The 23,754-nt window shown below is 64.6% G+C and carries 21 protein-coding genes; 11 read left to right on the top strand and 10 right to left on the bottom strand.

From position 1 onward, the window contains the following. Positions 1–63: 63 nt before the first annotated feature. The gene (locus tag UP09_RS33845) at positions 64–831 is read left to right on the top strand and encodes a hypothetical protein (protein ID WP_044542605.1); all 768 of its coding nucleotides are present in this window, start codon (positions 64–66) and stop codon (positions 829–831) included. 13 nt (positions 832–844) lie between these two features. On the opposite strand, the gene UP09_RS33840 is transcribed toward UP09_RS33845, so the two are convergent. Next, positions 845–1,252: a DUF302 domain-containing protein gene (locus UP09_RS33840; RefSeq protein ID WP_052833289.1), complete on the bottom strand. Its 408-nt coding sequence runs from the start codon at positions 1,250–1,252 to the stop codon at positions 845–847. A 123-nt stretch (positions 1,253–1,375) separates the two neighbouring features. Between UP09_RS33840 and UP09_RS33835 the strand changes: the two genes are divergently transcribed. Further along, positions 1,376–2,098, top strand: a complete 723-nt coding sequence (locus UP09_RS33835) for a DnaJ domain-containing protein (protein WP_044542604.1) — start codon at positions 1,376–1,378, stop codon at positions 2,096–2,098. A 266-nt stretch (positions 2,099–2,364) separates the two neighbouring features. Here UP09_RS33835 and UP09_RS33830 read toward each other — a convergent pair whose 3' ends face one another. Beyond that, positions 2,365–4,164: a serine hydrolase gene (locus tag UP09_RS33830; RefSeq protein ID WP_044542603.1), complete on the bottom strand. Its 1,800-nt coding sequence runs from the start codon at positions 4,162–4,164 to the stop codon at positions 2,365–2,367. A 443-nt stretch (positions 4,165–4,607) separates the two neighbouring features. Between UP09_RS33830 and UP09_RS33825 the strand changes: the two genes are divergently transcribed. Then, a complete protein-coding gene (locus tag UP09_RS33825) occupies positions 4,608–4,949 on the top strand; it encodes a phasin family protein (protein ID WP_044542602.1) in 342 nt (113 codons plus the stop codon). Positions 4,950–5,043: 94 nt separating this feature from the next. Here the strand turns inward: UP09_RS33825 and UP09_RS33820 are convergent, their stop codons facing one another. After that, a complete protein-coding gene (locus UP09_RS33820) occupies positions 5,044–6,957 on the bottom strand; it encodes a TadE/TadG family type IV pilus assembly protein (RefSeq protein ID WP_044542767.1) in 1,914 nt (637 codons plus the stop codon). A gap of 528 nt (positions 6,958–7,485) precedes the next feature. On the opposite strand from UP09_RS33820, the gene clpS reads away from it, so the two are divergent. Together clpS and clpA are read left to right on the top strand one after the other, a co-directional pair. Beyond that, positions 7,486–7,818, top strand: a complete 333-nt coding sequence (gene clpS / locus UP09_RS33815) for an ATP-dependent Clp protease adapter ClpS (RefSeq protein ID WP_044542601.1) — start codon at positions 7,486–7,488, stop codon at positions 7,816–7,818. A 436-nt stretch (positions 7,819–8,254) separates the two neighbouring features. Beyond that, positions 8,255–10,666 (top strand): ATP-dependent Clp protease ATP-binding subunit ClpA, encoded by a 2,412-nt coding sequence (clpA, locus tag UP09_RS33810; RefSeq protein WP_044542600.1) that lies wholly within the window; start codon positions 8,255–8,257, stop codon positions 10,664–10,666. 115 nt (positions 10,667–10,781) lie between these two features. On the opposite strand, the gene UP09_RS33805 is transcribed toward clpA, so the two are convergent. The 3 genes from UP09_RS33805 to UP09_RS33795 form a co-directional block, all read right to left on the bottom strand. Continuing rightward, positions 10,782–12,203 carry an MFS transporter gene (locus tag UP09_RS33805; protein ID WP_082070391.1) on the bottom strand — a complete coding sequence of 474 codons (1,422 nt, stop codon included), beginning with the start codon at positions 12,201–12,203 and terminating at the stop codon, positions 10,782–10,784. A 146-nt stretch (positions 12,204–12,349) separates the two neighbouring features. Further along, positions 12,350–12,703 (bottom strand): PilZ domain-containing protein, encoded by a 354-nt coding sequence (locus UP09_RS33800; RefSeq protein ID WP_044542599.1) that lies wholly within the window; start codon positions 12,701–12,703, stop codon positions 12,350–12,352. Between the two features lie 186 nt (positions 12,704–12,889). Further along, positions 12,890–13,846: an AraC-like ligand-binding domain-containing protein gene (locus UP09_RS33795; RefSeq protein ID WP_044542598.1), complete on the bottom strand. Its 957-nt coding sequence runs from the start codon at positions 13,844–13,846 to the stop codon at positions 12,890–12,892. Between the two features lie 226 nt (positions 13,847–14,072). Here UP09_RS33795 and UP09_RS33790 point away from each other — a divergent pair, with 226 nt between their 5' ends. Together UP09_RS33790 and UP09_RS33785 are read left to right on the top strand one after the other, a co-directional pair. Next, positions 14,073–15,089: a carbon-nitrogen hydrolase family protein gene (locus tag UP09_RS33790; RefSeq protein ID WP_044542597.1), complete on the top strand. Its 1,017-nt coding sequence runs from the start codon at positions 14,073–14,075 to the stop codon at positions 15,087–15,089. A 127-nt stretch (positions 15,090–15,216) separates the two neighbouring features. Then, positions 15,217–16,254, top strand: a complete 1,038-nt coding sequence (locus UP09_RS33785; RefSeq protein ID WP_044542596.1) for a phenylacetaldoxime dehydratase family protein — start codon at positions 15,217–15,219, stop codon at positions 16,252–16,254. Positions 16,255–16,277: 23 nt separating this feature from the next. Here the strand turns inward: UP09_RS33785 and UP09_RS33780 are convergent, their stop codons facing one another. Beyond that, the gene (locus UP09_RS33780; RefSeq protein WP_245302319.1) at positions 16,278–17,138 is read right to left on the bottom strand and encodes a LysR family transcriptional regulator; all 861 of its coding nucleotides are present in this window, start codon (positions 17,136–17,138) and stop codon (positions 16,278–16,280) included. Positions 17,139–17,233: 95 nt separating this feature from the next. Between UP09_RS33780 and UP09_RS33775 the strand changes: the two genes are divergently transcribed. Continuing rightward, positions 17,234–18,244, top strand: a complete 1,011-nt coding sequence (locus tag UP09_RS33775) for a bile acid:sodium symporter family protein (RefSeq protein WP_044542594.1) — start codon at positions 17,234–17,236, stop codon at positions 18,242–18,244. A 13-nt stretch (positions 18,245–18,257) separates the two neighbouring features. Here the strand turns inward: UP09_RS33775 and UP09_RS33770 are convergent, their stop codons facing one another. Beyond that, positions 18,258–19,187, bottom strand: coding sequence for a glycine/sarcosine/betaine reductase selenoprotein B family protein (locus UP09_RS33770; RefSeq protein WP_044542765.1), 930 nt, complete (start codon positions 19,185–19,187; stop codon positions 18,258–18,260). 91 nt (positions 19,188–19,278) lie between these two features. Between UP09_RS33770 and UP09_RS33765 the strand changes: the two genes are divergently transcribed. The 3 genes from UP09_RS33765 (at position 19,279) to tsaA (ending at position 21,854) form a co-directional block, all read left to right on the top strand. Continuing rightward, positions 19,279–20,226: a lytic transglycosylase domain-containing protein gene (locus UP09_RS33765; RefSeq protein ID WP_044542593.1), complete on the top strand. Its 948-nt coding sequence runs from the start codon at positions 19,279–19,281 to the stop codon at positions 20,224–20,226. A gap of 158 nt (positions 20,227–20,384) precedes the next feature. Further along, positions 20,385–21,359, top strand: coding sequence for a Bug family tripartite tricarboxylate transporter substrate binding protein (locus tag UP09_RS33760; protein WP_044542592.1), 975 nt, complete (start codon positions 20,385–20,387; stop codon positions 21,357–21,359). A 3-nt stretch (positions 21,360–21,362) separates the two neighbouring features. Next, positions 21,363–21,854, top strand: a complete 492-nt coding sequence (gene tsaA / locus UP09_RS33755) for a tRNA (N6-threonylcarbamoyladenosine(37)-N6)-methyltransferase TrmO (protein ID WP_044542591.1) — start codon at positions 21,363–21,365, stop codon at positions 21,852–21,854. A gap of 141 nt (positions 21,855–21,995) precedes the next feature. Here tsaA and UP09_RS33750 read toward each other — a convergent pair whose 3' ends face one another. Then, a complete protein-coding gene (locus UP09_RS33750; protein ID WP_044542590.1) occupies positions 21,996–22,418 on the bottom strand; it encodes an HIT family protein in 423 nt (140 codons plus the stop codon). Positions 22,419–22,479: 61 nt separating this feature from the next. After that, positions 22,480–23,727, bottom strand: coding sequence for a GNAT family N-acetyltransferase (locus UP09_RS33745; RefSeq protein ID WP_044542589.1), 1,248 nt, complete (start codon positions 23,725–23,727; stop codon positions 22,480–22,482). Positions 23,728–23,754: the final 27 nt, after the last annotated feature.

Raw genomic sequence — 23,754 nt, 5'->3', positions numbered from 1 at the left:
CGGTTGCATTGACCAATCCGATATCCCGGCCCACATAAGGCTTGCTGAAACAAGCGAGCAGTGATGGCTGGCGAGCCAACCAAACCAACATCGGGAAACAGCGGGCGCGCGGCGGATGCGCCTGACGCGCGCAAGGCCGGTGCGTTACCGGAGGCGCGGACGTCGACGGCTGACGACATCGCCGCGTTCGTGGCGAAGGCGCACGCGATGTCGCCGCACCGTGCCGGCGCGCGCGGCAGGCTGGTGTTTGCGCTCGACGCCACCATGAGCCGGCAGCCGACCTGGGACATGGCGTGCGCGCTGCAGGCGGACATGTTTCGCGAGGCCGCCTCGCTCGGCAGCCTCGATATCCGTCTCGTCTACTATCGCGGCTTCAACGAGTGCCGTGCGACAGGGTGGATTTCCGATAGCGCGCAGCTGGCGAAGCTGATGGGCAAGATCGACTGCCAGGGCGGCAATACCCAGATCGGCAAGGTGCTGTCGGAGGCGCGACGCGAAGCAGTCGCCGCCGGCGTGCGCGCGGTGGTGTTCGTCGGCGATGCGATGGAGGAACGCCTCGACGACCTCTGCACCAAGGCCGGTGAACTGGGCCTGCTCAAGGTCCCGGTTTTCATGTTCCAGGAGGGCGAGGACGCGGTCGCCGAGCAGGCATTTCGCGAGATCGCGCGCCTGACCGGCGGGGCATGGTGCAGGTTCGATCCCGGCGCCTCAGCCCAGCTCCGCGAGCTGCTGCGCGCTGCCGCGGCCTACGCCGCCGGCGGTCGTGACGCGCTCCTGCAACTGGCGAAGAGCACGCGCGGCGCGGCCACGCTGATCGGCCAGATGAAATAAGCGGTGCGCTACGTCACGCGGCGGGCGACGTCGCGACTTTCGCAAGCGCCCTCAGCATTCCTGACATGTTGGCCGCCACGGTCTTGGTCTGCTCCGTGATGCCGTGCCGCTGCGCAAGCCAAGCGGGGTCATTGTAGGAAAGCCAGGTGTCGCCGGCTTCATCCTGCCAGACCAGCGCCTTCAACGGCAAGTCGATGCCGATCGTCTGCGCTGCTTGCATCAGCGGCGTGCCGCCCTTGGCGTTGCCGAAGATCAGCACCGCGGTGGGGCGGAGCGCAAGGCCGACGCTGGCCGCGCCCGCGGCATGATCGATCTGCGCGAACACGGTGAGCCCGCTCGCCTGCAACTCGGCCTTCAGCCGATCAGTGGTTTCGTTCGGCCCGAAGCTGCTGCGCAGGCTGACCAGTCCCTCAACTGCCATAGCGTTCTCCCTCGGCTCCCGTCCCGCAGGCAACCTGGAGCAATTGTCGCACCGCAAGACTTCACGCTGCGGCGAGGCGAAGCTTCGCATGCTTTTTATCTCCGGGACGCCTATATTCCGCGCATGCCAACCCTGATCGTCGGCGTCGTCGCCGTTGTCGTCATTTATTCCGCGCTGCAGATGTTTCGTGCGGCCAATCCGGCTGCGCTTGCGCGCATGGTCAAGATCGGGGGCGGCGTGCTCGCGCTCGCGGTCGCAGCCTTCACCGGCGTCAAGGGCGAGCTTGCGGTCGCCATTCCGCTCGGCATCTTCGGCGCGGGATTGCTCGGCTGGTCGCCGTTCGGGAGTACAGGCTTTCCCAATCTCGGCGGCATCTTCGGCGGCGCGCAGCGTTCGTCGGGACAGAGCTCGCGGGTGCGCTCGCAATATCTCGACATGAGCCTCGATCACAAGAGCGGCGTGCTCAAGGGCCAGATCGTGGACGGGCCGAACGCCGGGCGGATGCTCGACGAGTTCGATCTGCCGCTATTGCTGGCGATGGTCCCGAGCTTCGATGCCGAGAGCGTCGCGCTACTTGAAAGCTATCTGGACCGCCGGTTTCCCGCCTGGCGTCAGGACGCGCAGGGCGACCGGGCAGGGGGGCAACGCCGTACGACGGCGACCGGCAAAATGACTGATGAGGAGGCCTATCAGATCCTTGGCCTGCAACCGGGAGCGACCCGCGACGAGATCGGCCGCGCCCACCGCGCCCTCATGAAGAAACTGCATCCCGACCAGGGGGGGTCGACGTACCTCGCTGCCCGGGTAAACGAGGCCAAGGATACTCTGCTTCGCACGCATCTCTAACTCGCTCCGCAACGCCACATACGCCACAAGCCGAGAGCTGCTTCCGTCTCTGATCGAACGCCCGGTGTCGCCTGCCGTTGTCCGGCATGGTCGATCGTCCCTTGGTGAAAACTTAACCGTAAAAGCTTGACGAGAAGTTTTCGCCGGCGCGCGACGCACGGCGACGGCTGATCAATTTTCTGGACCGTGCGCCAAAAGCAACAAGGCCGGCGCTTGCGGCGCCGGCCTTGTTGTATTGAGATCTTGATTTCAGATGATGTGGAAGCTCAGTTGCGAACGGTGATGCAGGAGATGTCGGCGCGCTTCAGCGCCTTGCATACCGCTTCGGCCTGGTCGCGCTCGAGGCCGGCGAAGCGGGCGCGGTAGAGCCTGCGATCGCCCTTGGAGACCACCGGCTCGGTGAACGGATCGGCCTTGCTGAGCAGGCCGCGGGCCGAATTGCGGGCGAGGTCGATGCGCTGCTTGGCCTGGTCCTCGGACTCCAGTGCGCCGACCTGAATGATCCAGCCGGTATGGGCGCCGGCCGCAGCCGACCTGATTGCGGTGTCCTGCTGGACGACGGGCTGGCTACGGGCGGGTTCGATCGACGCCATGGCCTGCGATGTGGCCGGCGCGGGCGCCTGCACGGCCGAGGCCGGCAGCACGCCGAGGATGCCCTTGCCGGTGCCGAAATTGGCCGGCTGCGGCGGCATCTCAGGCCTGGAGGTCTCGGTGGCCCGCGCCATCATCGCATTGGAGGTCTCGGCGACTTCGGCGCGTGGCGGGATGGTGTTGGTGATCGGCGGCGCCGACTGCGCCGGGCCGGCGGCGGCGAGCCTGATCTGGCCGGCCTTGACCTGCACGGTCTTCACCTTGACCGGCTTCATCGGCTCAGCCGAGCCTGGGATCGCTGCGATCGGCTGGGTCTGGATCACGCCTGAGGTCAACGGCGCCGGTTCGGGCTTGGCCTGCGGCTCCGGCCTTGCGGGCAGAGGCGGCAGGGAGGCGGCGGCCGCCGCGATCAGCGAGGGCTTGTTGGCCGGGCGCGGCGCCGGGGCCGGCATGGCGGCCACGGCGGGTTCGGACGCGGCGGCCATGCTGTCGGACGCGCGCGGAGCGTCGTCGGCGTCGGCGACTTCGACGTTCGCGTCAGCCGGGTTGCGCTCGGTGATCGCGATAGCGGTGCGGGTCGTCGCGCCCTTGACGATATTCTCTGCGAGCAAATTGCGCATGATGGCGTCGCGCGAACCGCCGCTGCGGCCGCCGAGCACCACGCCGACCAGGAAGCGGTTGCCGCGGTGGATCGAGGTCACGAGGTTGAAGCCGGAGGCGCGGGTGTAGCCGGTCTTGATGCCGTCGACGCCCTCGACGCTGCCGAGCAGATGATTGTGGCCGGTGATGGTGTGGCCGCGGAAATTGAAAGCCGTGGTCGAGAAGTAGCGATAGTAGCGCGGGAAGCGATCCTGGAGCGCGCGGCCCAGTGTCGACTGGTCGCGCGCCGTCGTCAGTTGCTCGTCGTTGGGCAGGCCTGAGGCGTTGCGATAGACGGTCTTGCTCATGCCGAGCGCGCGCGCCTTGCGCGTCATCATCCTGGCGAAGTCGTCCTCGTTGCCGCCGATCGCCTCTGAAATCACCACCGCGGCGTCGTTGGCCGAGCGGGTGATGAGGCCCTTGATGGCGTCTTCGACCCTGATGGTCTGGCCGGGCCGCAGGCCGAGCTTGGTCGGATCCTGTTCGGAGGCATGCTCGGAGACCGGCATCTCGGTGTCGAGCTTGATCTTGCCGGCATCGAGACGCTCGAACAGCAGATAGAGCGTCATCATCTTGGTGAGCGAGGCGGGGTGGCGCAGGCCGTCGGGATTGCTGGAGGTCAGCACCGCGCCGGAATTGCCGTCGACGATGATCGACGCGAATTGCGGGCTGTAGCTCTCGCGCGCCTCTTCGCTGTGATGATGGCGGGCGTAGTGGCGCCGGTAACGGCGCGCCTCGGCGCTGTCACTGGTGATCAGGATCGCTGTGGTGAGGGTAACGAGCCCGAGAACGCCAACTCGCAACGCGCGCGAGGAAGCCAAGGTTGTGCGAAGCATTTACTTCCCCGTCCCAATTTCTATCTAGATCACCGGCTCGTGAGGCGAAATTGTGCCCGACGGCCGCCGATCCTTGCCTGCGCAACATACCGGTCCGGGCAGAATGCTCGGGCCGCGGTGGCCACTCAGGTCGCTGTTCTAGCTAAGGTGCTGTTCACAAACAGTTTTCAGGCTGCCTGTCGGAAGACGAACAAAGTCCAAGAAAGTCCAGGAATCAGGGTAGGCGGGCCAAGTTTCTAAAAGATTAAGCAACCGTTGCGTAGTCCCCGGGGGTTTATCGCAAATGGTCGAAATCGGCCCGCAACGGCCAGGTTGATTGTGCATTGCACAATTCTTCTTGACTATTTTGTGCAGTGCACTATTCTATTGGTGTCAGGGGGCCGGGAGCTTCCCGGCAATGGGAACGCACACGTTCAAGAGTCTGGGAAAAGGAAATCTCCATTATGGTCAAGATTGAAGACATTCAGAGCTACGGCAAAGAGCACATGGAATCGGTGACCGCTTCCGCAAGCAACCTGCAGAGCGGCGTCCAGGCGATCGCCACCGCCTACGGCGACTACGCCAAGAAGTCCTTCGAGGACACCAAGTCATTCGTCGAGAAGCTGTCCGGCGTGAAGTCGATCGACAAGGTGCTCGAGGCGCAGACCGAGTTCGTGCGCGCCTCCTACGAGACCTTCGTTGCGGAAACACAGAAGATCGCCGGCCTCTACAGCGATTGCGCCAAGCAGACCTTCAAGCCCTATGAAGGCCTGGTCTCCAAGTTTACGCCGGCGGCCTCGCACTGATCACTGCCGCAAGGCACTGACGACAAAAGGCACTGACGACAAAATAAAAGCCCGGCTGGTTTAGCCGGGCTTTTTTGTGAGGTGTGTTGCGGTGCTACTTCGCCACGCGCAGCTTGCTGAGAGCCGTTCCGATCGTGTTGAACGTCGTCACGATCTGGCTCGAACTGGTCAGCATGTAGAACTTGTCGGGGCTGCTCGCACAGTTCTGTAGCACGGTCGAGGTGGGGTCCTGGGGCGAGTCCGTGTTCACCTGGATCGTGTAGATCGTGTACATCGGATTGCCGTTGGTATCCTTCGCATTCTGCAGATTCTGGCACATCAGCGCCTGCCGGACGTCGATCGGATTGCCGTTCGCCTGCGAGCTGCCGTCGCCGTAAGCGGGCCAGCGGTCTTCCGTGTTCAGGCCGTCCGACAACAGGATGATGACCCGGTTGTACGTGGTGTTGGAATCCTCCGCCGGCGTGTTGAGCGGGCCGTTCGGCAGCAGCGACTGCCACCCCCACGCCAATCCGACCGCCTGGTCGGTGCCGCCGGTCGGCTGCATCGCGTTGACTGCGGTCTTCAGCGCGCTCCAATTGTAGCTCAGCGGAATGATCGGCTCGAGCGGCGTCGAGGCGCTGCTGCTGCAATAGGACGAGTTGTTCTCGTAATACTCGTTGGCCGGAAACTGCGTCGTGACATCGTGTGTGTCCGGCAGCACGCCTGTTGCATCGTTGGGCTGGGTGCGGTCGGTGATGCAGCCGGTCCAGTTGGTGATGGGATTGGTGGACGCCTGCTGCCAGTTGTTCGTCACCGTGGGCGTCGGATTGGCTGCCGTATACTGGTTGCTTGTCCAACCAACAACGGCGCTCACTCGGGGCTGGTACGTGTTGTGTGCGGTGTCGTTCGGTCCGGGCTGCGTCCAGTCGTGGGTATAGATATATCCGGAGCACGATTTGACGCCGCCGGTGGTGCTGCAGCCGCAACCAGTGACGGGCAGACCGAGCGAATTCAACGGGCAGCTACAATTGTTGTTTCCCGTGCAAAATACCTGGGCGGTGGTGCCGACCTGCGTGCTGACCCAGCAGCCATTGTACAGCGTGTGGGAATTGTAATCGACGCTCGGGCAGACGTAGCCCTTATAGGTGCCGCTCGACGGAACCGTCGACGCGGACTGGGTGCTGGTCGGGCTCTGCTGGCAGGTGAAGCCGCCGCTGCTGTTGGTCCACGGGCATCTCGCGCCTGGTCCCACCGCATGCCAGTTGATCGGAAGCCCCGCCTGGAGGCTGTTACTGGAGCCACTGGTGACGGCATTGGCAGGCTGGGTGGTCGGCGGATTCAGCCAGTCGGTCCAGTCGATGTAGCTCTGGGTGTAGTTCGAGGCGCCGACATTGACGACCTTGGCGAACGGGATGACGGAGATATAGACGTCGCCGTTGGTCTTGCTGAGCGCACTGAGCTGGTCGATCAGGCCGCCGGATCCGGCCACTGCGTTGCGCAGCGCGGTGATCTTGCCGTTCTGGGCCATCGATCCCGTGTTGTCGAGGACCAGCGCGACGCGCATCTTGGCGTTGCCCCAGGTCGAGGTCGAGCTGCTGTTGAAACTGATGTTCGGGGAGTAGCCCGCAAATTTCAGGAAATCGGTTTTCACGGAGCCGGACCCTGTGACCAGGATGGTCGAGGTGCTCGAGCTAGAGGCCGCCGTGTAGGTTGCGTTGACCGTGACCGACGACTTGGCATCTGTGTTGGTGTAGAGCGCGGTAAAATAGGCCTGCGCCTTGGCAGTGACCTGCGAGGTCGTGATGGTGCCGCTGCTCAGGTCCTTTGCGACCATCAGCGCGGTGGAATCCAGCGCCGCCTGCATCGAGGAGCGGGCGCTGTTGGCGCGGGAGTAGTCGATTGCCACACCCACGAAGCAGACGATAGGCACGGCTGCGACGGCAAACATGGCTGCGACGTTACCGTCGGTTACCGCGGAGAACCGGGCGGCGGCGGCGCGGATGCGACTGAGAAAAGCTGTTACAAGCATGATGCTCTCGTCGAAATGAATTGAGGGCGTCATCTCTACGCACGCCGCTAAACAGATGATGAATCCCGGCATCGAAACCGGGCAGGGCCCGCCGCTGGCGATGAAAAGTAGGGCAAAAGCCGCCGATACCCTCAATGCCCGCTAAATCGGTTAGCGGACTCCTTTGTCAAACCCGGCAGAAATGATTAACCTTGCCGGGATTGCCGCGCCGGGAATCGGTCCGGTTTGGGTCCGGGTACGTGCGGAGCTTCTCTGCTTGCGGCACGGCGCCGGCGGCCCCATATTCGTGGGGCCGATCCAGCCGCTGGATCGGACCGGGAGCGGCAATCTGGAAAGCGTTGCTGGGAGTTCCGCTATGGCTACTGCGGCAATGATGGCCGCTGCGGCAATTGCGAAACACCCCCGATACGCCAACCGGTTTCCCCTGGGGAATTCGAACGCTGAGCCATGCTGCAATCCACGTCCACAGCCTTTTCGTCTGAGTTGATTTCGTCCAGGCCGGCGGCATCAGCCGCGCGCGCCCCGAGCATGAGCGGCGACGAGAACCGCAATGGCGGGGCCGGCGGCCCGTCGAGTTCGGTCATCACCAAGGTCAAGCCGAAGACCAAGCGTCCGAACCTGTATCGCGTCCTGATCCTGAACGACGACTACACGCCGATGGAGTTCGTCGTTCACGTGTTGGAGAGGTTCTTCCAGAAGGACGCGGAGGCGGCCAACAAGATCATGCTCCACGTTCACCATCACGGGATCGGTGAGTGCGGCGTGTTCACCTACGAGATCGCCGAGACCAAGGTGACGCAGGTGATGGATTTCGCGCGCAAGCACCAGCACCCGCTGCAATGTGTGATGGAAAAGAAGTAGTTCGCCGGTAACGGCTGGCCCGCCGGAAACCGGAACGGGTCTTGCATTCTCAACGGGTGCGACGCCGTCACTTGCCATGACGCCGGCGACGGACATCCCCGCATGATTGCGGGGCCCGGTTGAGCGACTCAGTTATGCCGGAATTTAGAGGGAAACTAGACCGTTTTCGAGCGAAGTGGATGCCGGTTCGCGCTGGGAAAACGCGTCAAAACAAGAATCTAGAGCCCCGTTCCGATTCAATCGGAGCGGAAACGGCTCTAGGATATGATCCGGAAAAATGCGTAGCGATTTTCCGAAAAGATCATGCTCAATCAAGCTGTCGGAACCGGCCCTTTCGCCACGATCCGACGTAACTATATCAAGGGGCATGACAAAGGTTGTTGTTGCCTGACCGGGTAATGGCGATCATGATGGCCGGGGGCCTTAGAGGACGCGAATGCCAACTTTTTCCCAAAGCCTTGAACAATCCCTGCATCGTGCATTGGCGATCGCAAACGAGCGTCACCATCAATACGCGACGCTCGAACACCTTCTGCTGTCGCTGATTGACGACTCGGATGCGGCCGCGGTGATGCGGGCCTGCAGCGTCGATCTCGACAAGCTGAGGACCAGTCTTGTCAATTATCTCGAGACCGAATTCGAGAACCTCGTAACCGACGGCGCCGACGACGCCAAGCCGACGGCCGGGTTCCAGCGCGTGATCCAGCGCGCGGTGATCCATGTGCAGTCGTCCGGTCGCGAGGAAGTGACCGGCGCCAACGTGCTGATCGCGATCTTCGCGGAGCGCGAGAGCCACGCGGCGTATTTCCTGCAGGAGCAGGACATGACGCGCTACGACGCCGTCAATTACATCAGCCATGGTATCGCCAAGCGCCCCGGCGTGTCCGAGGCGCGGCCGGTGCGCGGCGTCGACGAGGAAACTGAGACCAAGGGCAACGAGGACGCCAAGAAGAAGGGCGAGGCGCTCGATACCTATTGCGTCAATCTCAACAAGAAGGCGCGTGACGGCAAGATCGATCCGGTGATCGGCCGCAACGCCGAGATCAATCGCGCGATTCAGGTGCTGTGCCGCCGCCAGAAGAACAACCCGCTGTTCGTCGGTGAAGCCGGCGTCGGCAAGACCGCGATCGCGGAAGGCCTCGCCAAGCGGATCGTCGACAGTGAAGTGCCGGAGGTGCTGGCGGCCGCCACAGTGTTCTCGCTCGACATGGGCACGCTGCTCGCGGGCACCCGCTACCGCGGCGATTTCGAGGAGCGCCTCAAGCAGGTGCTGAAGGAGCTGGAGGCGCATCCGAACGCGATCCTGTTCATCGACGAGATCCACACCGTGATCGGCGCCGGCGCCACCTCCGGCGGTGCGATGGATGCTTCCAACCTGCTGAAGCCGGCGCTGGCGTCCGGCACGATTCGCTGCATGGGCTCGACCACCTACAAGGAGTACCGTCAGCACTTCGAGAAGGACCGCGCGCTGGTGCGGCGCTTCCAGAAGATCGACGTCAACGAGCCGACGGTGGAAGACGCGATTGCGATCCTCAAGGGCCTGAAGCCCTATTTCGAGGATTACCACCGGCTGAAATACACCAACGAGGCGATCGAGGCCGCGGTGCAGCTCTCCTCGCGCTATATCCACGACCGCAAGCTGCCCGACAAGGCGATCGACGTGATCGACGAGTCAGGTGCGGCGCAGATGCTGGTCGCCGAGAACAAGCGCAAGAAGACGATCGGCATCAAGGAGATCGAGACCACGATCGCGACCATGGCGCGGATCCCGCCCAAGAGCGTGTCGAAGGATGACGCCGAGGTGCTGAAGCATCTCGAGACGACCCTGAAGCGCACGGTGTTCGGCCAGGACAAGGCGATCGAGGCACTGGCTGCGTCGATCAAGCTGTCGCGGGCAGGCTTGCGCGAGCCGGAAAAGCCGATCGGCTCGTATCTGTTCTCGGGTCCGACGGGCGTCGGCAAGACCGAGGTGGCAAAGCAGCTCGCGGCCTCGCTTGGTGTCGAGCTGATCCGGTTCGACATGTCGGAATACATGGAGCGGCACACCGTGTCGCGCCTGATCGGCGCGCCTCCCGGCTATGTCGGCTTCGACCAGGGCGGCCTGCTCACCGATGGCGTCGACCAGCACCCGCATTGTGTGGTGCTGCTCGACGAGATCGAGAAGGCGCATCCCGATCTCTACAACGTGCTGCTGCAGATCATGGATCACGGCCGGCTGACCGACCACAACGGCAAGCAGGTCAACTTCCGCAACGTGATCCTGATCATGACCACCAATGCCGGCGCGGCTGATCTCGCACGCCAGGCCTTCGGCTTCACCCGGTCAAAACGGGAAGGTGACGACCACGAGGCGATCAACCGGCAGTTCGCGCCGGAATTCCGCAACCGGCTGGATGCGATCGTTTCGTTCGCCCATCTCAATGTCGACGTGATCGGCATGGTGGTCGAGAAGTTCGTGCTGCAGCTCGAGGCGCAGCTTGCCGACCGTGAGGTCACGATCGAGTTGTCCGAGCCCGCCAAGGCCTGGCTGATCGAGAACGGCTATGACGAGCAGATGGGCGCGCGTCCGATGTCGCGCATCATCCAGGAGCACATCAAGAAGCCGCTGGCCGACGAGGTGCTGTTCGGCCAGCTCAAGGGCGGCGGCCATGTCCGCGTTGTCCTGATCAAGGACGACGCGACAGCCAAGGACAAGATCGGCTTCGAGTTCGTCGAGGGTCCGGTGACGCCGAAGCCCGAGAAGCTTCCCGGCGGCGCCCGCAAGCGCAAGCCGAAGTCGGGCGGCGGCTCCAACGGCGGCGGCGGCTCCAAGGCGCCGCCATCGCGCGGTCCGCTGGTCAAGGCGTAACGCCCAGACGACGAGTGAAATCGAAAAGGCCGGCTGCAGAGCCGGCCTTTTTTCTTTGCGGCACGGAACGGCCGATCAGAGCATGATGCTCTCAGATCAAATCTTGCGCGCGGCGTCACTCGCCCTTCAGGCGCTGGCTCTCGTGGACCCGCACCCGTTCGGCGCCCTGGCTGCCTGCCGTTGACAGCCTCAGCATACTGAGCGCAGCGCCGACCACGGCAAAGCCGACGCCGACCATGAGCGAGATCCTGGTGCCGTCAGCCGGAAAGCGCGCCAGCAGCAACGCCACCAGCGACGCGCCGATCGTCTGTCCCAGCAGGCGTGCCGTTCCGAGCATTCCGCTGGCGCCGCCCGAGCGCTCGCGCGGGGCTGCGGCGATCATGGTGCGGTTGTTGGGGGTCTGGAACAAACCAAAACCCGCGCCGGCGAGCGCCATGCGCCAGATCACGTCGAACGGCGAGGCGGCGGCCGGCATCAGCGCCAATGTGCCCAGTCCCACCGCGAACACCAGCAACCCGATGCCGCCCAACAGGCCGGCCGGATAGCGCTCGACCAGCCAACCAGCAATCGGAGCTGCGAATCCGACCGCAATCGGCCACGGCGTGATCAGCAGGCCGATCTGCACCGCCGAATATCCGAAATGGCTCTCGAGATAAAACGGCATCGCGACAAAGGCCAGCATCTGGCCGCAGAAGGAGGCGATCGAGGTGCCGATCGATAGCGCGAAAATCGGAATCCGCAGCAGGTCGACCGGCAACAGCGGAGCGGCAAGGTGCGTCTGCCGCCGGACCAGCAACAGGCACGCGACCGCAGCGATGGCAAATTCGGAGAGACAGAGATACAGCGCCTCGCCATGGCCGGCGCTGTCGATCGCGGCGATGCCAAGCCCAAACGCAACGGCGCTGAGCCCGGCACTTTGCCAGTCGAAGGCGTGGACGGCCGGCCTGGTGTGCGGCAGATAGCGCAAGCCCAAAGCCAGTGTCACGATCCCGAGCGGGATGTTGATGGCGAACAGATAGGGCCATGTTCCGACCGCCAGGATGAACGAGGCGACGGTGGGGCCGACCGCGGCCGAGATGGCGACGACCAGCGCGTTGAGGCCGATGCCGCGGCCGAGCAAATCTCTCGGATAGGTGAAGCGGACCAGCGCGGCGTTGACGCTCAGGATTCCGGCGGCGCCAAATCCCTGCACGATGCGCGCCACCGTCAGCAGCGGCAAATTATGCGCCAGCGCGCAAAACACCGAAGCCAGCGTGAAGAGCAGCAGCCCCGCCAGATAGACGCGGCGATAGCCGATGATTTCGCCGAGGGACGACAGCGGCAGCAGCGAAATCGTGATCGCCAACTGATAGCCGTTGACGATCCAGATCGAAAACGCGGGGCTCGCGTCGAGATCCCGGGCGATGGTGGGGAGAGCAACATTGGCGATCGAGCCATCGATCACGGCCACCAGCAGGCCGAGCGCAATCGTGAAAATGGCCCAATTGCGTTGTGGCTGCGGCAGGCCGTCGGCGTGCTCGATCATCGCGGACGACATATCGTAAACTGGCCTTCGGTTCCTGCATTGGCGGAGCCTACCGCATGCTGGATTAGCCTGTCCTTTGCAACCCCCGAAAATGCCGGGCCGCCTGCGGGAACGGGGCTTCAGGTCGTAAATTTGGCAGCCGCGAGAACGCGCCCAGCTCAGCCTTCGCCGAGCAATTGCTTGATGCGGCGCTGCAGCTGCCGCTTCTTGATCTCGCTCCTGCGCAGGCGCTCGTCGAGATCGCTGACCGGGGCGTCCGATGTCATGATGCGGAAGGCGAGGCCGACCTTGTTGGCCTGGCGCCAGATCATCCGGGCCAGGAAGGAGCGGCCCTTGCGCGCGATGGTGAGGTTCATCTCCTCCGGCAGCCTCGCTGCCGTGTCGAATTCCACGCAGGCGCCGGTGTCGCTGATGTTGCGGACCACGCAATCCATCGTGGAGCCGTGCTCGTTGACGGCAGCAACGCCGCCATAGAGCACTTTGTCACGTGCGCCCTGGCGCCGGTCCTGCATCGGAAATCCTCCAAATCAACGGCGGGACTGTATCGGGATGCGGCGCGATGAGAAGGGCGTCGGTGGAACCGGTTGGGATTAAAGTAAATTGATTGCATCCCCCGCGCTGCGGATTCCGCGCCAGTTTTTGCGTCGCAAACGCGCCGCAAGGCCGCCACAAGCCCGCCGCCGCAAGTCCTTGGCCGATCAGTTCGGCAGCCGGCTCTGCCGCCAGTCGCGCGGCGACAGGCCGTAGTGCTCGCGGAACACCCGGCCGAAATGCGAGAGATCGTTAAAGCCCCACGCAAAGGCGATTTCGCTGACATGGCGATGCGCGTGGGCGGGCGAGGCGAGGTCCCGCTTGCAGTGTTCGAGCCGTTGCGCCAGCACGAAACGCTGGAACGAGGTCTGCTCGTCGGCAAACAGGCTGTTGACGTAGCGCGGCGAGATACGAAGCGCGGTGGCGGCTTCAGTAAGGCTCAGCTCCGGATTGGGCAGGTGCGCCAGCACATGCGCCTTCAGCCGGTACAGCAGCGCCGAGCGATGGGTCGACGACGGCAGCGCGCCGCTGCCGAGCCGCTCGCTCATCGCCATCGAGAGCAGGTCTGCGGCCTGATCGGAGAGGCGGATCGCATTGTCCTGGTCAAGCCTGTCGGCGACGTCCGAGAGCGCCGCGATGAACTGATAGGCGAGCCGCTCGACCGGGCGGTCCGGCGTGAAGGCGGTTGCCGTGAGGTTCTGGGTGCCGGCAAACCGCCGGTGCAGCATGTCGCGCGGCACCTGGAAAATGGTTTGCGTGAAGTCGTCCGTGAACCGCAATTCGTAGGGCCGCGTCGTGTCGTAGAACGCGAACTCGCCGGGCTGGATCACGGTCTCGCGGCCGTCCTGCAGCACGGCGCCGGCGCCCTGCCGGCCCAATGCGATCAGGACGAAGTCCTCACTCGCTCGCGAGATCCGTGACGGCGTGCGGGTGACGCGCTGCCGGCCCGATGAGACGGTCGAGCACTTGACCGCGCCAAGCTGCGAGCTGGTGATCGCGCCGTGGAAGGCACCGCCGAGGTCGGACTTGCAGTCGAGCTGCACAAAGACATCGCAGACGATGTCCTGCCAGAGCGCGAGGCGCCGGTGGGTGGGCGCGTCTTCCGTGGTGAACAGGGCCGGCATGATTTCCTCCCTTCACGAGTCGCAACGCTAGCCACTTAATCCTCTAGCCACTTCATCTTAAAGCAAGGTCCGTACCGCATGCCCGCCGGCCGATTGGGGCCGGCAGTCGAGTTTTCCTTCCGTCCCAGTCGAACGGCGGTCCCGGTTTCCGGGCAGCATGATGTCAGAGGCCGACGGGGCCGATCAAGTGCTGAGACGGTAGCATTGCCGGCGGCTGGAGGACATCATGGGCATTGAACATCCGAAATATCGTGTTGCGGTGGTGCAGGCGGCCCCGGCCTGGCTCGACCTGGACGCCTCCATCGCCAAGACCATCGCGCTGATCGAGGAGGCGGCGGCCAAGGGCGCCAAGTTGATCGCGTTTCCGGAGGCCTTCATCCCCGGCTATCCCTGGTACATCTGGCTGGACTCGCCGGCCTGGGCGATCGGGCGCGGCTTCGTGCAGCGCTATTTCGACAACTCGCTCGCCTATGACAGCCCGGAGGCGGAAAAGCTGCGGCTTGCGGTGAAGAAGGCCGGCATGACCGCGGTGCTCGGCCTGTCCGAGCGCGAAGGCGGCAGTCTCTACCTCGCGCAATGGCTGATCGGACCCGACGGCGAGACCATCGCCAAGCGGCGCAAGCTGCGGCCGACCCATGTCGAGCGCACCGTCTATGGCGAGGGCGACGGCAGCGACCTTGCGGTGCATGACCGCCCCGGCATCGGCCGGCTCGGCGCGCTCTGTTGTTGGGAGCACATGCAGCCGCTGTCGAAATACGCGATGTATGCCCAGAACGAGCAGGTGCATGTCGCGGCCTGGCCGAGCTTCTCACTGTACGATCCGTTTGCCACGGCGCTGGGGTGGGAGGTCAACAACGCGGCATCGCGCGTCTATGCCGTGGAAGGCTCGTGCTTCGTGCTGGCGCCATGCGCGACGGTCTCCAAGGCGATGGTGGACGAGCTCTGCGACCGCGACGACAAGCACGCGCTGCTGCATGTTGGCGGCGGACACGCCGCGATCTTTGGACCTGATGGCAGTTCGATCGCAGAAAAGCTTCCGCCGGAGCAGGAAGGCCTTCTCATTGCCGATATCGACCTCGGCGCGATCGGGGTTGCGAAGAATGCCGCCGATCCCGCCGGACACTATTCGCGCCCCGACGTGACGCGGCTCCTGCTGAACAAGAAGCCCTCGAAGCGGGTCGAGCATTTTGCTCTGCCGCTCGACACTCTCGCCGGCGACGAGATCGACGCTGCCGCGAGCTGATCCAGAGCCCCGATCCGATGGAATCGGAACGGGGCTCCGGATTCTTGTTTTGACGCGTTTTCTTCACGCGAACCGGTATCCACTTCGCTCGAAAACGCTCTGCACAATCCAACCGGAGACGATTGCCATGGAATCCGCCATTCCATCCCATCTGGAGACGGCACGGTCCCGTCACCGGCGCGTGCCTGACGATTACGCGCCGCCTTATCCGTCCTTCGTCGCGCGCCACAAGCCCGCGGTCTTGAGCGTGATCATGGCCTATTTCGGGGTACAGTATCGTGGCGAACCGACGGCCGCTGCGACCGAGGCGCTGGCGCAGATTGCGGCGCGCTTTGCCGCGGACAATGGGCCCACGCATTGGGACCGCGCGCAATATGTCGATCAGGCCGGCTTCACCAATGTCGTCTCGGTCGCCTATTGGGACAACGCTGCGCGCTTCGATGCCTGGTTTCAACAGGCGCGCGAGGCCTGGACCGGCAGCGGCGCTTCGGACGGCGTCGGCCGCTTTATCGAAGTGCTGCGCCCGCATGTCGAGCGCTACGAAACGCTGTTCTCGTCGCTCGGGCGTCCGGAGGGTGTCGCGGTCCTCGCGGATAGTATGAGCGGCGAGGTGCAGGAGCACGCCTATTGGGGCGGCATGCGCGATCGCATCCCGCTGTCGCAGACCGACGCGATGGCCCCACACGGCGAGCCGCGTGCGATCCGCGACGGCGCACGCATCCGAATCGTCGCACACGATAATCTTTGTTTGATCCGCTCCGGCCAGGACTGGAGCGACACCGAGGATTCGGAACGCAAGATGTATCTCGACGATGTCGAACCGGTGCTGCGCGAGGGCATGGATTTCCTGCGCGATGACGGCGGGCCGATCGGCTGCTACGCCAACCGATACATGCGTGTCGTCGACGCGGACGGCCGGTTGACCGAAAAATCCTACGGCCAGAGCTGGTGGAAGAGCCTGGCGACGCTGGAGCGCTGGGCGGAATCGCACCCGACCCATGTCAGGATTTTTGGCGCCGCGATGAAGTACCTGTCGACGCTGGGGCCGAGCGCCAAGCTCAGGCTGTACCACGAGGTCACGGTCGCCGCGGCGGATGAGCAGTTCTTCGAATATCTCGGCTGCCACGAGCGGACCGGAATGCTTGGCGCGGTCCAGGCCGCCTGACGTCTGCTCTTGCGCTGATCAATCTACGGCCGCAGCCGGCTGCTCTGCGTTGTGATCGCCTGGGCCAGCTCGACGGCAGGACCACGCCTGGTCCTGCGCGTCGTGCGGACCACGAATTCAACGTGGCCTAGCGGCGGCAGCGCTGCGGCGGTCACCTCCACGAGGCCGTCGGGGAGCAACGACAGCGCTTGCGGCGTGACGCCGAGACCGGCAAGCGCCGCGGCGCGCAGCCCGCTGAGACTGCCGCTCGAACAGACGATGCGCCACGGTCGCCGGAGCCGCTCCATAGCCTCGAGCACGACGCTGCGGGTGACGCTCGGCGGCACGTAAAGGATCAGGGGCAGAGGCTGGTCGGGGTCAAGCCGGAAGCCGGGCGCGCCGGCCCAAACCAGTCGGTCCTGCCAGATCAACTGGCCTTGTGTGTCGCCGGGGCGGCGCTTGCCGAGCACGAGGTCGAGCTCGCCAGTGTCGAGTTGCTGGTAGAGCACGGCGCTTGGCCCGATCGTCAGTTCGAGATCGACCTGCGGGTGCCGGCGGACAAAGTCGCGCAGCAGGTCCGGCAGGCGCGAATTGGCGAAATCCTCGGCGGCGCCGAAGCGGATCTTGCCGCGGACCTGCGATCCCGCGAAGTAGTCGCGGGCCTGCGCATTGGCGTCCAGGATCGGGCGCGCGAAACCCACCATCGCCTCGCCGTCAGCCGTGAGCACCACCGAGTGGGTGTCGCGCACGAACAGGCGGCGTCCGGTCTCGGCCTCGAGCTTGCGGATGTGCTGGCTCACCGTCGACTGCTTCAGGCCGAGGCGGCGGCCGGCTTCCGTAAAATTCTCCGTCTGCGCCACGGTGAGGAAGGTTTCGAGCTGGATCGGGTCGAGCATGGTTGTCATCTGTCATTACATAACGTAGTGACAGTAACATCGGTAAGCGCGGTTCACAATCGGCGGCTTCGGGGGCACCTTTCAGAGACGGAAAGGAACCCGCCATGAACACCACCCGGTTGCGATCGTTTATCCCCGCCGATCCCTACATTGCCGCCATCGTCGGCATGGTCGGTCTCGCCACGCTGCTGCCGCTGCACGGGCAGGGGGCCGTCATCGGCGGCTACGCCACCGAGGCGGCCATCGCCCTGCTGTTCTTCCTCCATGGCGCCAGGCTATCGACGACCGAGGCGTTGGTCGGCGCCCGGCACTGGCGGCTTCATCTGGTGATCTTTTTCGCCACGTTCGGGCTATTCCCGCTGCTCGGGCTCGCGGCGCACGCGCTGGTGCCGCATTTGCTGACGCCGGCGCTGTGGGCGGGCGTGATCCTGATTTGCATCCTGCCGTCGACGGTGCAGTCGTCGGTCGCCTTTACCTCGATTGCGCGCGGCAACGTGTCGGCGGCGCTGTGCTCGGCGACGGCCTCCAATCTGCTCGGGATCGTGGCGACGCCGCTGCTCGCGGGTGTCTTGCTCTCCAGCCATGGCGGGTTCTCCGGCAGTGCCGCGCGCGACATCGTCATCCAGTTGCTGCTGCCGTTCGTGGCGGGGCAATTGTCACGGCCGCTGATCGGTCGCTTCGTTGCCAGGCACCATACGCTGCTCGGCCTGGTCGATCGCGGCTCGATCTTGCTGATCGTCTACACCGCCTTCAGCGACGGGGTGAGCCACGGGATCTGGCATCAGGTCAATGCGACGCAGATGTTGACCGTGCTCGGCATCGATGCGGTCCTGCTGGCCGTGGTGCTGCTGATCACCAGTTTCGGCAGCAAGCTGCTCGGCTTCTCTCGCGAGGATCGCATCGCCATCATGTTCTGCGGTTCGAAGAAGAGCCTGGCAAGCGGGCTGCCGATGGCGAGCGTGCTGCTCGCGGGTCAATCGGTGGGACTGATCGTGCTGCCGCTGATGCTGTTTCACCAGATTCAGCTGATGACCTGCGCGGCCTTGGCGCGGCGTTACGCGGGCGCCACCGATGGCTCACGCGATCCTGCCCCGGCGCTCGTTGAGGCTCATTGAGACAAGCCAGGGTCTACGCGACGCGCAAGCCCTTGGCGATCTCCTTCTGGGCGTCGAACTCGCGGCGCAGGCGCGCCAGCTCGTCGGGGCTGAGCGCGTCGGAGTTGCTATAGTCGCGCTTCCAGGAATGGTCTTCGCTCCAGCGCAGCGGCGACTGCACGGTGGTTTGCGCAGCAGGCGCGGTCTCCAGCACGCGCAGCGCCAGCTCCAATGTGACGGCCTGCGAAGCCACATCTTGCGGCTTGCCGGCGGAGTTGCCGAGCGGAAAATCGGAAAACATAAGGCGCGGCACCGCGGCGTGCTCGACGATGTCCTTGGCGCAACCCATCACGACGGTGGGGATGCCATTCGCCTCGAGGTGCCGCGCGACCAGGCTGACGGTCTGGTGGCAGACCGGGCAGTTCGGCACCAGCACCGCGGCATCGACCGCATCGGCGCGACAGCGCTCCAGGATTTCGGGCGCATCGGTCTCGATCGTGACGCGGTGGCTGCGGTTGGTCGGCGCGCCGAAGAAGCGCGGCGCGACCTCGCCGATTATACCGGCCTCGGCGAGCCGCTTGAGCTGCGCCAGCGGGAACCAGGTGCCGCTGTCCTTGGCCGAGGTGTGCACGCGGTCGTAGGCGATGTGGGAAATCCGCATGTCGTGCGGCTGCGACGTGTCGCCGTCATAGACTGAATAGAATTTGGCGCCGCCATTGTATTTCGCGCCCGGGCCCTGATCGCCGTTGGCGGGGTCGAACGGTGCCGCCGTCGTGATGAGGGCGATGCGGGACTTGTTGAGCGGCTTCCTGATCGGCTGGAACGGCGCGGAGGTGTAATGCGCCCAGCGATAGGGCGTGGTGTAGCCGATCGCCGTGTAATAGTCGCGGGTGCGCTTCATGTAGCCGATTGGGGCGTCGTCGTCGGGCGAGAAGCCGAGCTGGTCGTCGGAAGATGCGGCCATGTTGCGCTCCCTTTTGCGCGCCATCATTGTCAGCCATAGCTAGACTAGGGGCCTGCGGTGTCAAGCCGCGCCGCGCGGGAACAGGATTGCGATGCGAACGGCCCTCTATGCCGGACTGAGCATGCTGGCGGTGCTGGCCTCGCCGGTCGGCGCTGGCGCAGAAGACGCGCCCCGCTATATGTATCCGAGCGTCGAGGAGCTTGCGATACCTCCCGAGAAGCCCGCGGACGCGCCCGAGAGCGACACCCGCGAGGCGATGTGCCTGATGATCGAGTCGGCGGCGCGGGCGAACGATCTGCCGCTCGAATACTTCGCCCGCGTGATCTGGCAGGAGAGCCGATTCCAGTCCGATGCGATCGGGCCGGTCACCCGCAGCGGCCAGCGCGCGCAGGGCATCGCACAGTTCATGCCGGGGACCGCCAACGAGCGCGGGCTGCTCGATCCGTTCAATCCGGTGCAGGCGCTGCCGAAATCGGCCGAGTTCCTCAGCGAATTACGCGGCCAGTTCGGTAATCTCGGCCTTGCCGCTGCCGCCTACAATGCCGGCCCGCGGCGGATCCAGGAATGGCTTGCCGGTACCGGATATATGCCGCAGCAGACCCGCGCTTATGTGGTCGCGATCACGGGCTCCAGCGTCGACGACTGGGCCGCCGCCGGCCGCACCGGCAAGATGCCCGAGCGCGCGCCGACGTCGAGCTGCCGCGAGCTGATGGCGCTGCTGACGCGTGCGCCGAACCCGTTCGTGGCCGGGCTCGAGCAGCACATCACGCTATCAGCGGCCAGACTGTGGGGCGTGCAGCTCGCCGCCGGCTTCAGCCGCGACAAGGCGCTCGCAATGTATGCCCGCGCCATCAAGCGGCTGTCCGCCGTGATCGGCGACCAGGACCCCAGCCTGCTCTCCTCGCGCCTGCGGACCCGCGGCAGCGCCACCTTCTACCAGGTGCGCATCGGCACCGACACGCGCCCCGAGGCCGATGGTCTCTGCAGCCGTATCCGCAAGGCTGGCGGGGCGTGTTTTGTGTTGAAGAATAAAGCGTGAATTCGTAGCCCGGATGAAGCGAAGCGAAATCGGGGGGGCTTTATCCGCGGAGAAGGCTGTCCCGGATTGCGCTTCGCTCCATCCGGGCTACCGCTGATTGCAGCCACTGCATATTCCGCTACTGTCGCGCCCCAAGAAACGACAACAGGGGAAACGGCATGACATGGCGGGCGTCAGCATTTGTAGTCGGCCTTGTCGCAGCGCTCGCGCTCGTTTCGCAGGCCCACGCCGCCGACTATCCAACGCGTCCGATCAAACTCGTCGTGCCCTATGCCGCGGGTGGACCGACCGACGTGCTCGGCCGCATCGTCGGCGAATATCTCGGGCGTGACCTCAAGCAGACGGTCGTGGTCGAGAACAAGGCCGGCGCGCAGGGTGCGATCGGCGCCGAGGCCGTGGTGCGCTCCGACCCCGACGGTTACACGCTGTTCATGACGGCGGCCTCGATCTTCGTGCTCAATCCGCTGCTCTACAAGAAGCTCTCCTACGATCCCAGGGATTTGCGGGTGCTGGCCGTCATCACCGACGCGCCGATGATCATGGAGGTGAACCCTTCGGTGCCCGCCACGACGATCGCCGAGTTTGTCGCCTATGCGAAGAAAAATCCGGGCAAGCTCAATTTCGGATCGGCCGGCACCGGCGGCACGGTTCATCTCGCCGGCGAGATGTTCAAGCAGATGGCAGGTATTGAGATGACGCACGTGCCCTATAAGGGCGCAGGACCTGCGCTGACCGACTTGCTCTCAGGCAACATCCAGCTGATGTTCGATACGCTCGGCACCGCGCTGCCGCCGGTCAGGTCAGGCCTGCTGCGCGCGCTCGGCGTCAGCTCGCCCCAGCGCGTTGCCGATTTGCCGGACGTGCCCACCATCGCCGAGAGCGGCTATCCCGATTATGCCGTCAGCGTCTGGTATGGTATTGCGTCGCCGTCGAAACTGCCTGACGACGTCGCGGACAGGATCAAGGCGAGCCTCGACCGGGCCTTGAACGACGAGGCATTTCGCGCTTCGCTGGTCAGGATCGGTTTTCCGCCGCTGCGTCCGAAGAGCCAGGCCGAGATCGACACATTCGTCGACGCCGATCGCGCGCGGTGGGCTCAAGTGGTCAAGTCGCTGAACATATCGTTGGACTGAGACATGGTACGCGAAAGTGAACTCCGCCAGGGCGAGATTGCCGTCGACATGCCGTCGGCGCGCGACGCCGGCCTCGTCTTCATCGGCCGCATCCGCACCCCCTGGACCTCGCGGCTGGCGACGCCGCGGCAGGGGCGGCATGACGGCCCGGTGTGCCGGCTCGAGATCTTCGAGCCCTGGATCGCCGCGCTCAAGGGCGTCGACTTCTATAGCAACCTCGAAGTGCTCTATTGGCTGCACCAGTCGCGCCGCGACATCGTGCTGCAGAGCCCGAAGAACAACGGCAACACGCGCGGCACCTTCTCGCTGCGCTCGCCGGTACGCCCCAATCCGATCGGGACCTCGATCGTGAAGCTGGTCGGCGTCGAGGGCAATGTCATCCTGGTGCGCGGCCTCGACTGCCTCGACGAGACGCCGCTGATCGACGTCAAGCCGGACAGATGCGAGTTCACGCCGCTGGCGCCGCCACAGGCGGGGGATTTCGAGACGGAGTAAGCCGTCATTCCGGGGCATCGCGCAGCGACGAGCCCGGAATCCATGGTGCCGCAGGTTCGGTCGCCAGTTGTTTCAAAGTTTGTGGATGAATGGATTCCGGGCTCGCGCCAAGTGGCGCGCCCCGGAATGACGAAGGTGGGTCTACTTCAACGCCGCGATCAGCTTCGCCGCGTTCGCCTCCAGCACCTTGCCATCCTCCTTCTTGCTGGCGGGCGGCAACAGGGCGACGCCGTCGTGGCGCGGCATCACATGCATGTGGAGATGGAACACGACCTGGCCACCGGCGGGCTCGTTGAACTGCTGCACGGTGATGCCGTCGGCATTGTAGGCCTTCATCGCCGCAGAGGCGATCTTGTGGGCCGCGCGCGCGACGTGGGCGTAATCATCAGGCTTGATGTCGAGGATGTTGCGGGCAGGGGCCTTCGGAATGATAAGCGTATGCCCAGGCGAGCGCGGCATGATGTCGAGGAAGGCCAGCACGTGCTCGTCCTCAAAGACCTTGTAGCAGGGGAATTCACCGCGCAGGATTTTTGCGAAGGGGTTTTGCGGGTCATAGGCGGTCATGGTGGCGGCTCCTCGGCTCCGGTCTTCTTTAGTCTCGGTTTCTTGGGTCCTATCAGAAACGTCAGGCGTCGTCGTCGGTCTTCCTGAACGGGCCGGCCTCGGCGAGCTCGCGGCCGACCTCGGCGACATAGTCGCGCTCGCGCCTGAGGTAATCGGCGATCGCTTTGCGCAGTCCGGGATCGGCGATGTAATGCGCCGAATGGGTGGTCTGCGGCAGGTAGCCGCGTGCCAGCTTGTGTTCGCCTTGCGCGCCGGCCTCGACCACCTTCAGTCCTCGCTGGATCGCGAAGTCGATCGCCTGATAGTAGCAAACTTCGAAATGCAGGAACGGGTGGTGCTCGACCGCACCCCAGTTACGGCCGAACAGCGTGTCCGAGCCGATGAAATTGATCGCGCCGGCGATCCAGCGTCCGTCGCGCTTGGCCATCACCAGCAGCACGTCGCGGCTCATGCTCTCGCCGATCAGCGAGAAGAACTTTCGGGTGAGGTACGGCCGGCCCCATTTGCGCGAGCCGGTGTCCATGTAGAACTCGAAGAACGCGTCCCAGGCGTCCTCGGTGATATCAGGCCCGGTCAAATGGTGGATGGTGATCCCTGCGGTAACCGCCTCGCGGCGCTCGCGCTTGATCGCCTTGCGGTGGCGGGAGTTCAGCGTGGCCAGGAAGTCGTCGAAGGTCTTGTAGCCGTCATTGTGCCAGTGGAATTGCTGGTCGGTGCGCTGCAGGAAGCCGTGCTCGCCGAGGAATTTTGCCTCCTCCTCGCGGGCAAACGTCACGTGCACGGAGGAGGCCTCGGTGGCGTTGCAGAGCGCCCGCAGTCCCCGCGCCAGCGCCGCGCCGATCTGCTCGCGGTCGACGCCATCGCGGATCAACAGCCGCGGCCCGGTCGCGGGCGTGAAGGGGACGGAGACCTGCAGCTTCGGATAATAGCTGCCGCCGGCGCGGTGATAGGCCTCGGCCCAGCCGCGGTCGAACACGTATTCGCCCTGCGAGTGCGATTTCAGATAGCAGGGCACCACGCCGACGATTCTGCCGTCGAGCTTCGCCACCAGATGCCGCGGGCCCCAGCCGGTCCGCGCGCAGGCCGAATTGGAGGCTTCGGCGGCGGCGAAAAAGGCATGTGACACGAATGGGTTGTAGGTCGTTCTTGAGATTACCTGGCAATCTCCTGATGAACCAGGCGAGCCCAGCGTATCCAGATTATCAAGACTGTCCGGATCTGGCTTTGGATTGGCGCAGGCGTCCCATTCCGCAGCCGGAATGTCGCCGATATCAGGAACCGCTTCGAGAGTGATTTCGGAAGACGCCATCGAGAATTGAGACCGGTCCCATCTTGC

This window comes from Bradyrhizobium sp. LTSP885, assembly GCF_000938305.1.
GTDB lineage: Bacteria > Pseudomonadota > Alphaproteobacteria > Rhizobiales > Xanthobacteraceae > Bradyrhizobium.
Note: the sequence above shows the minus strand (reverse complement) of the source record. Positions and strands in the feature narration are given on the sequence as shown.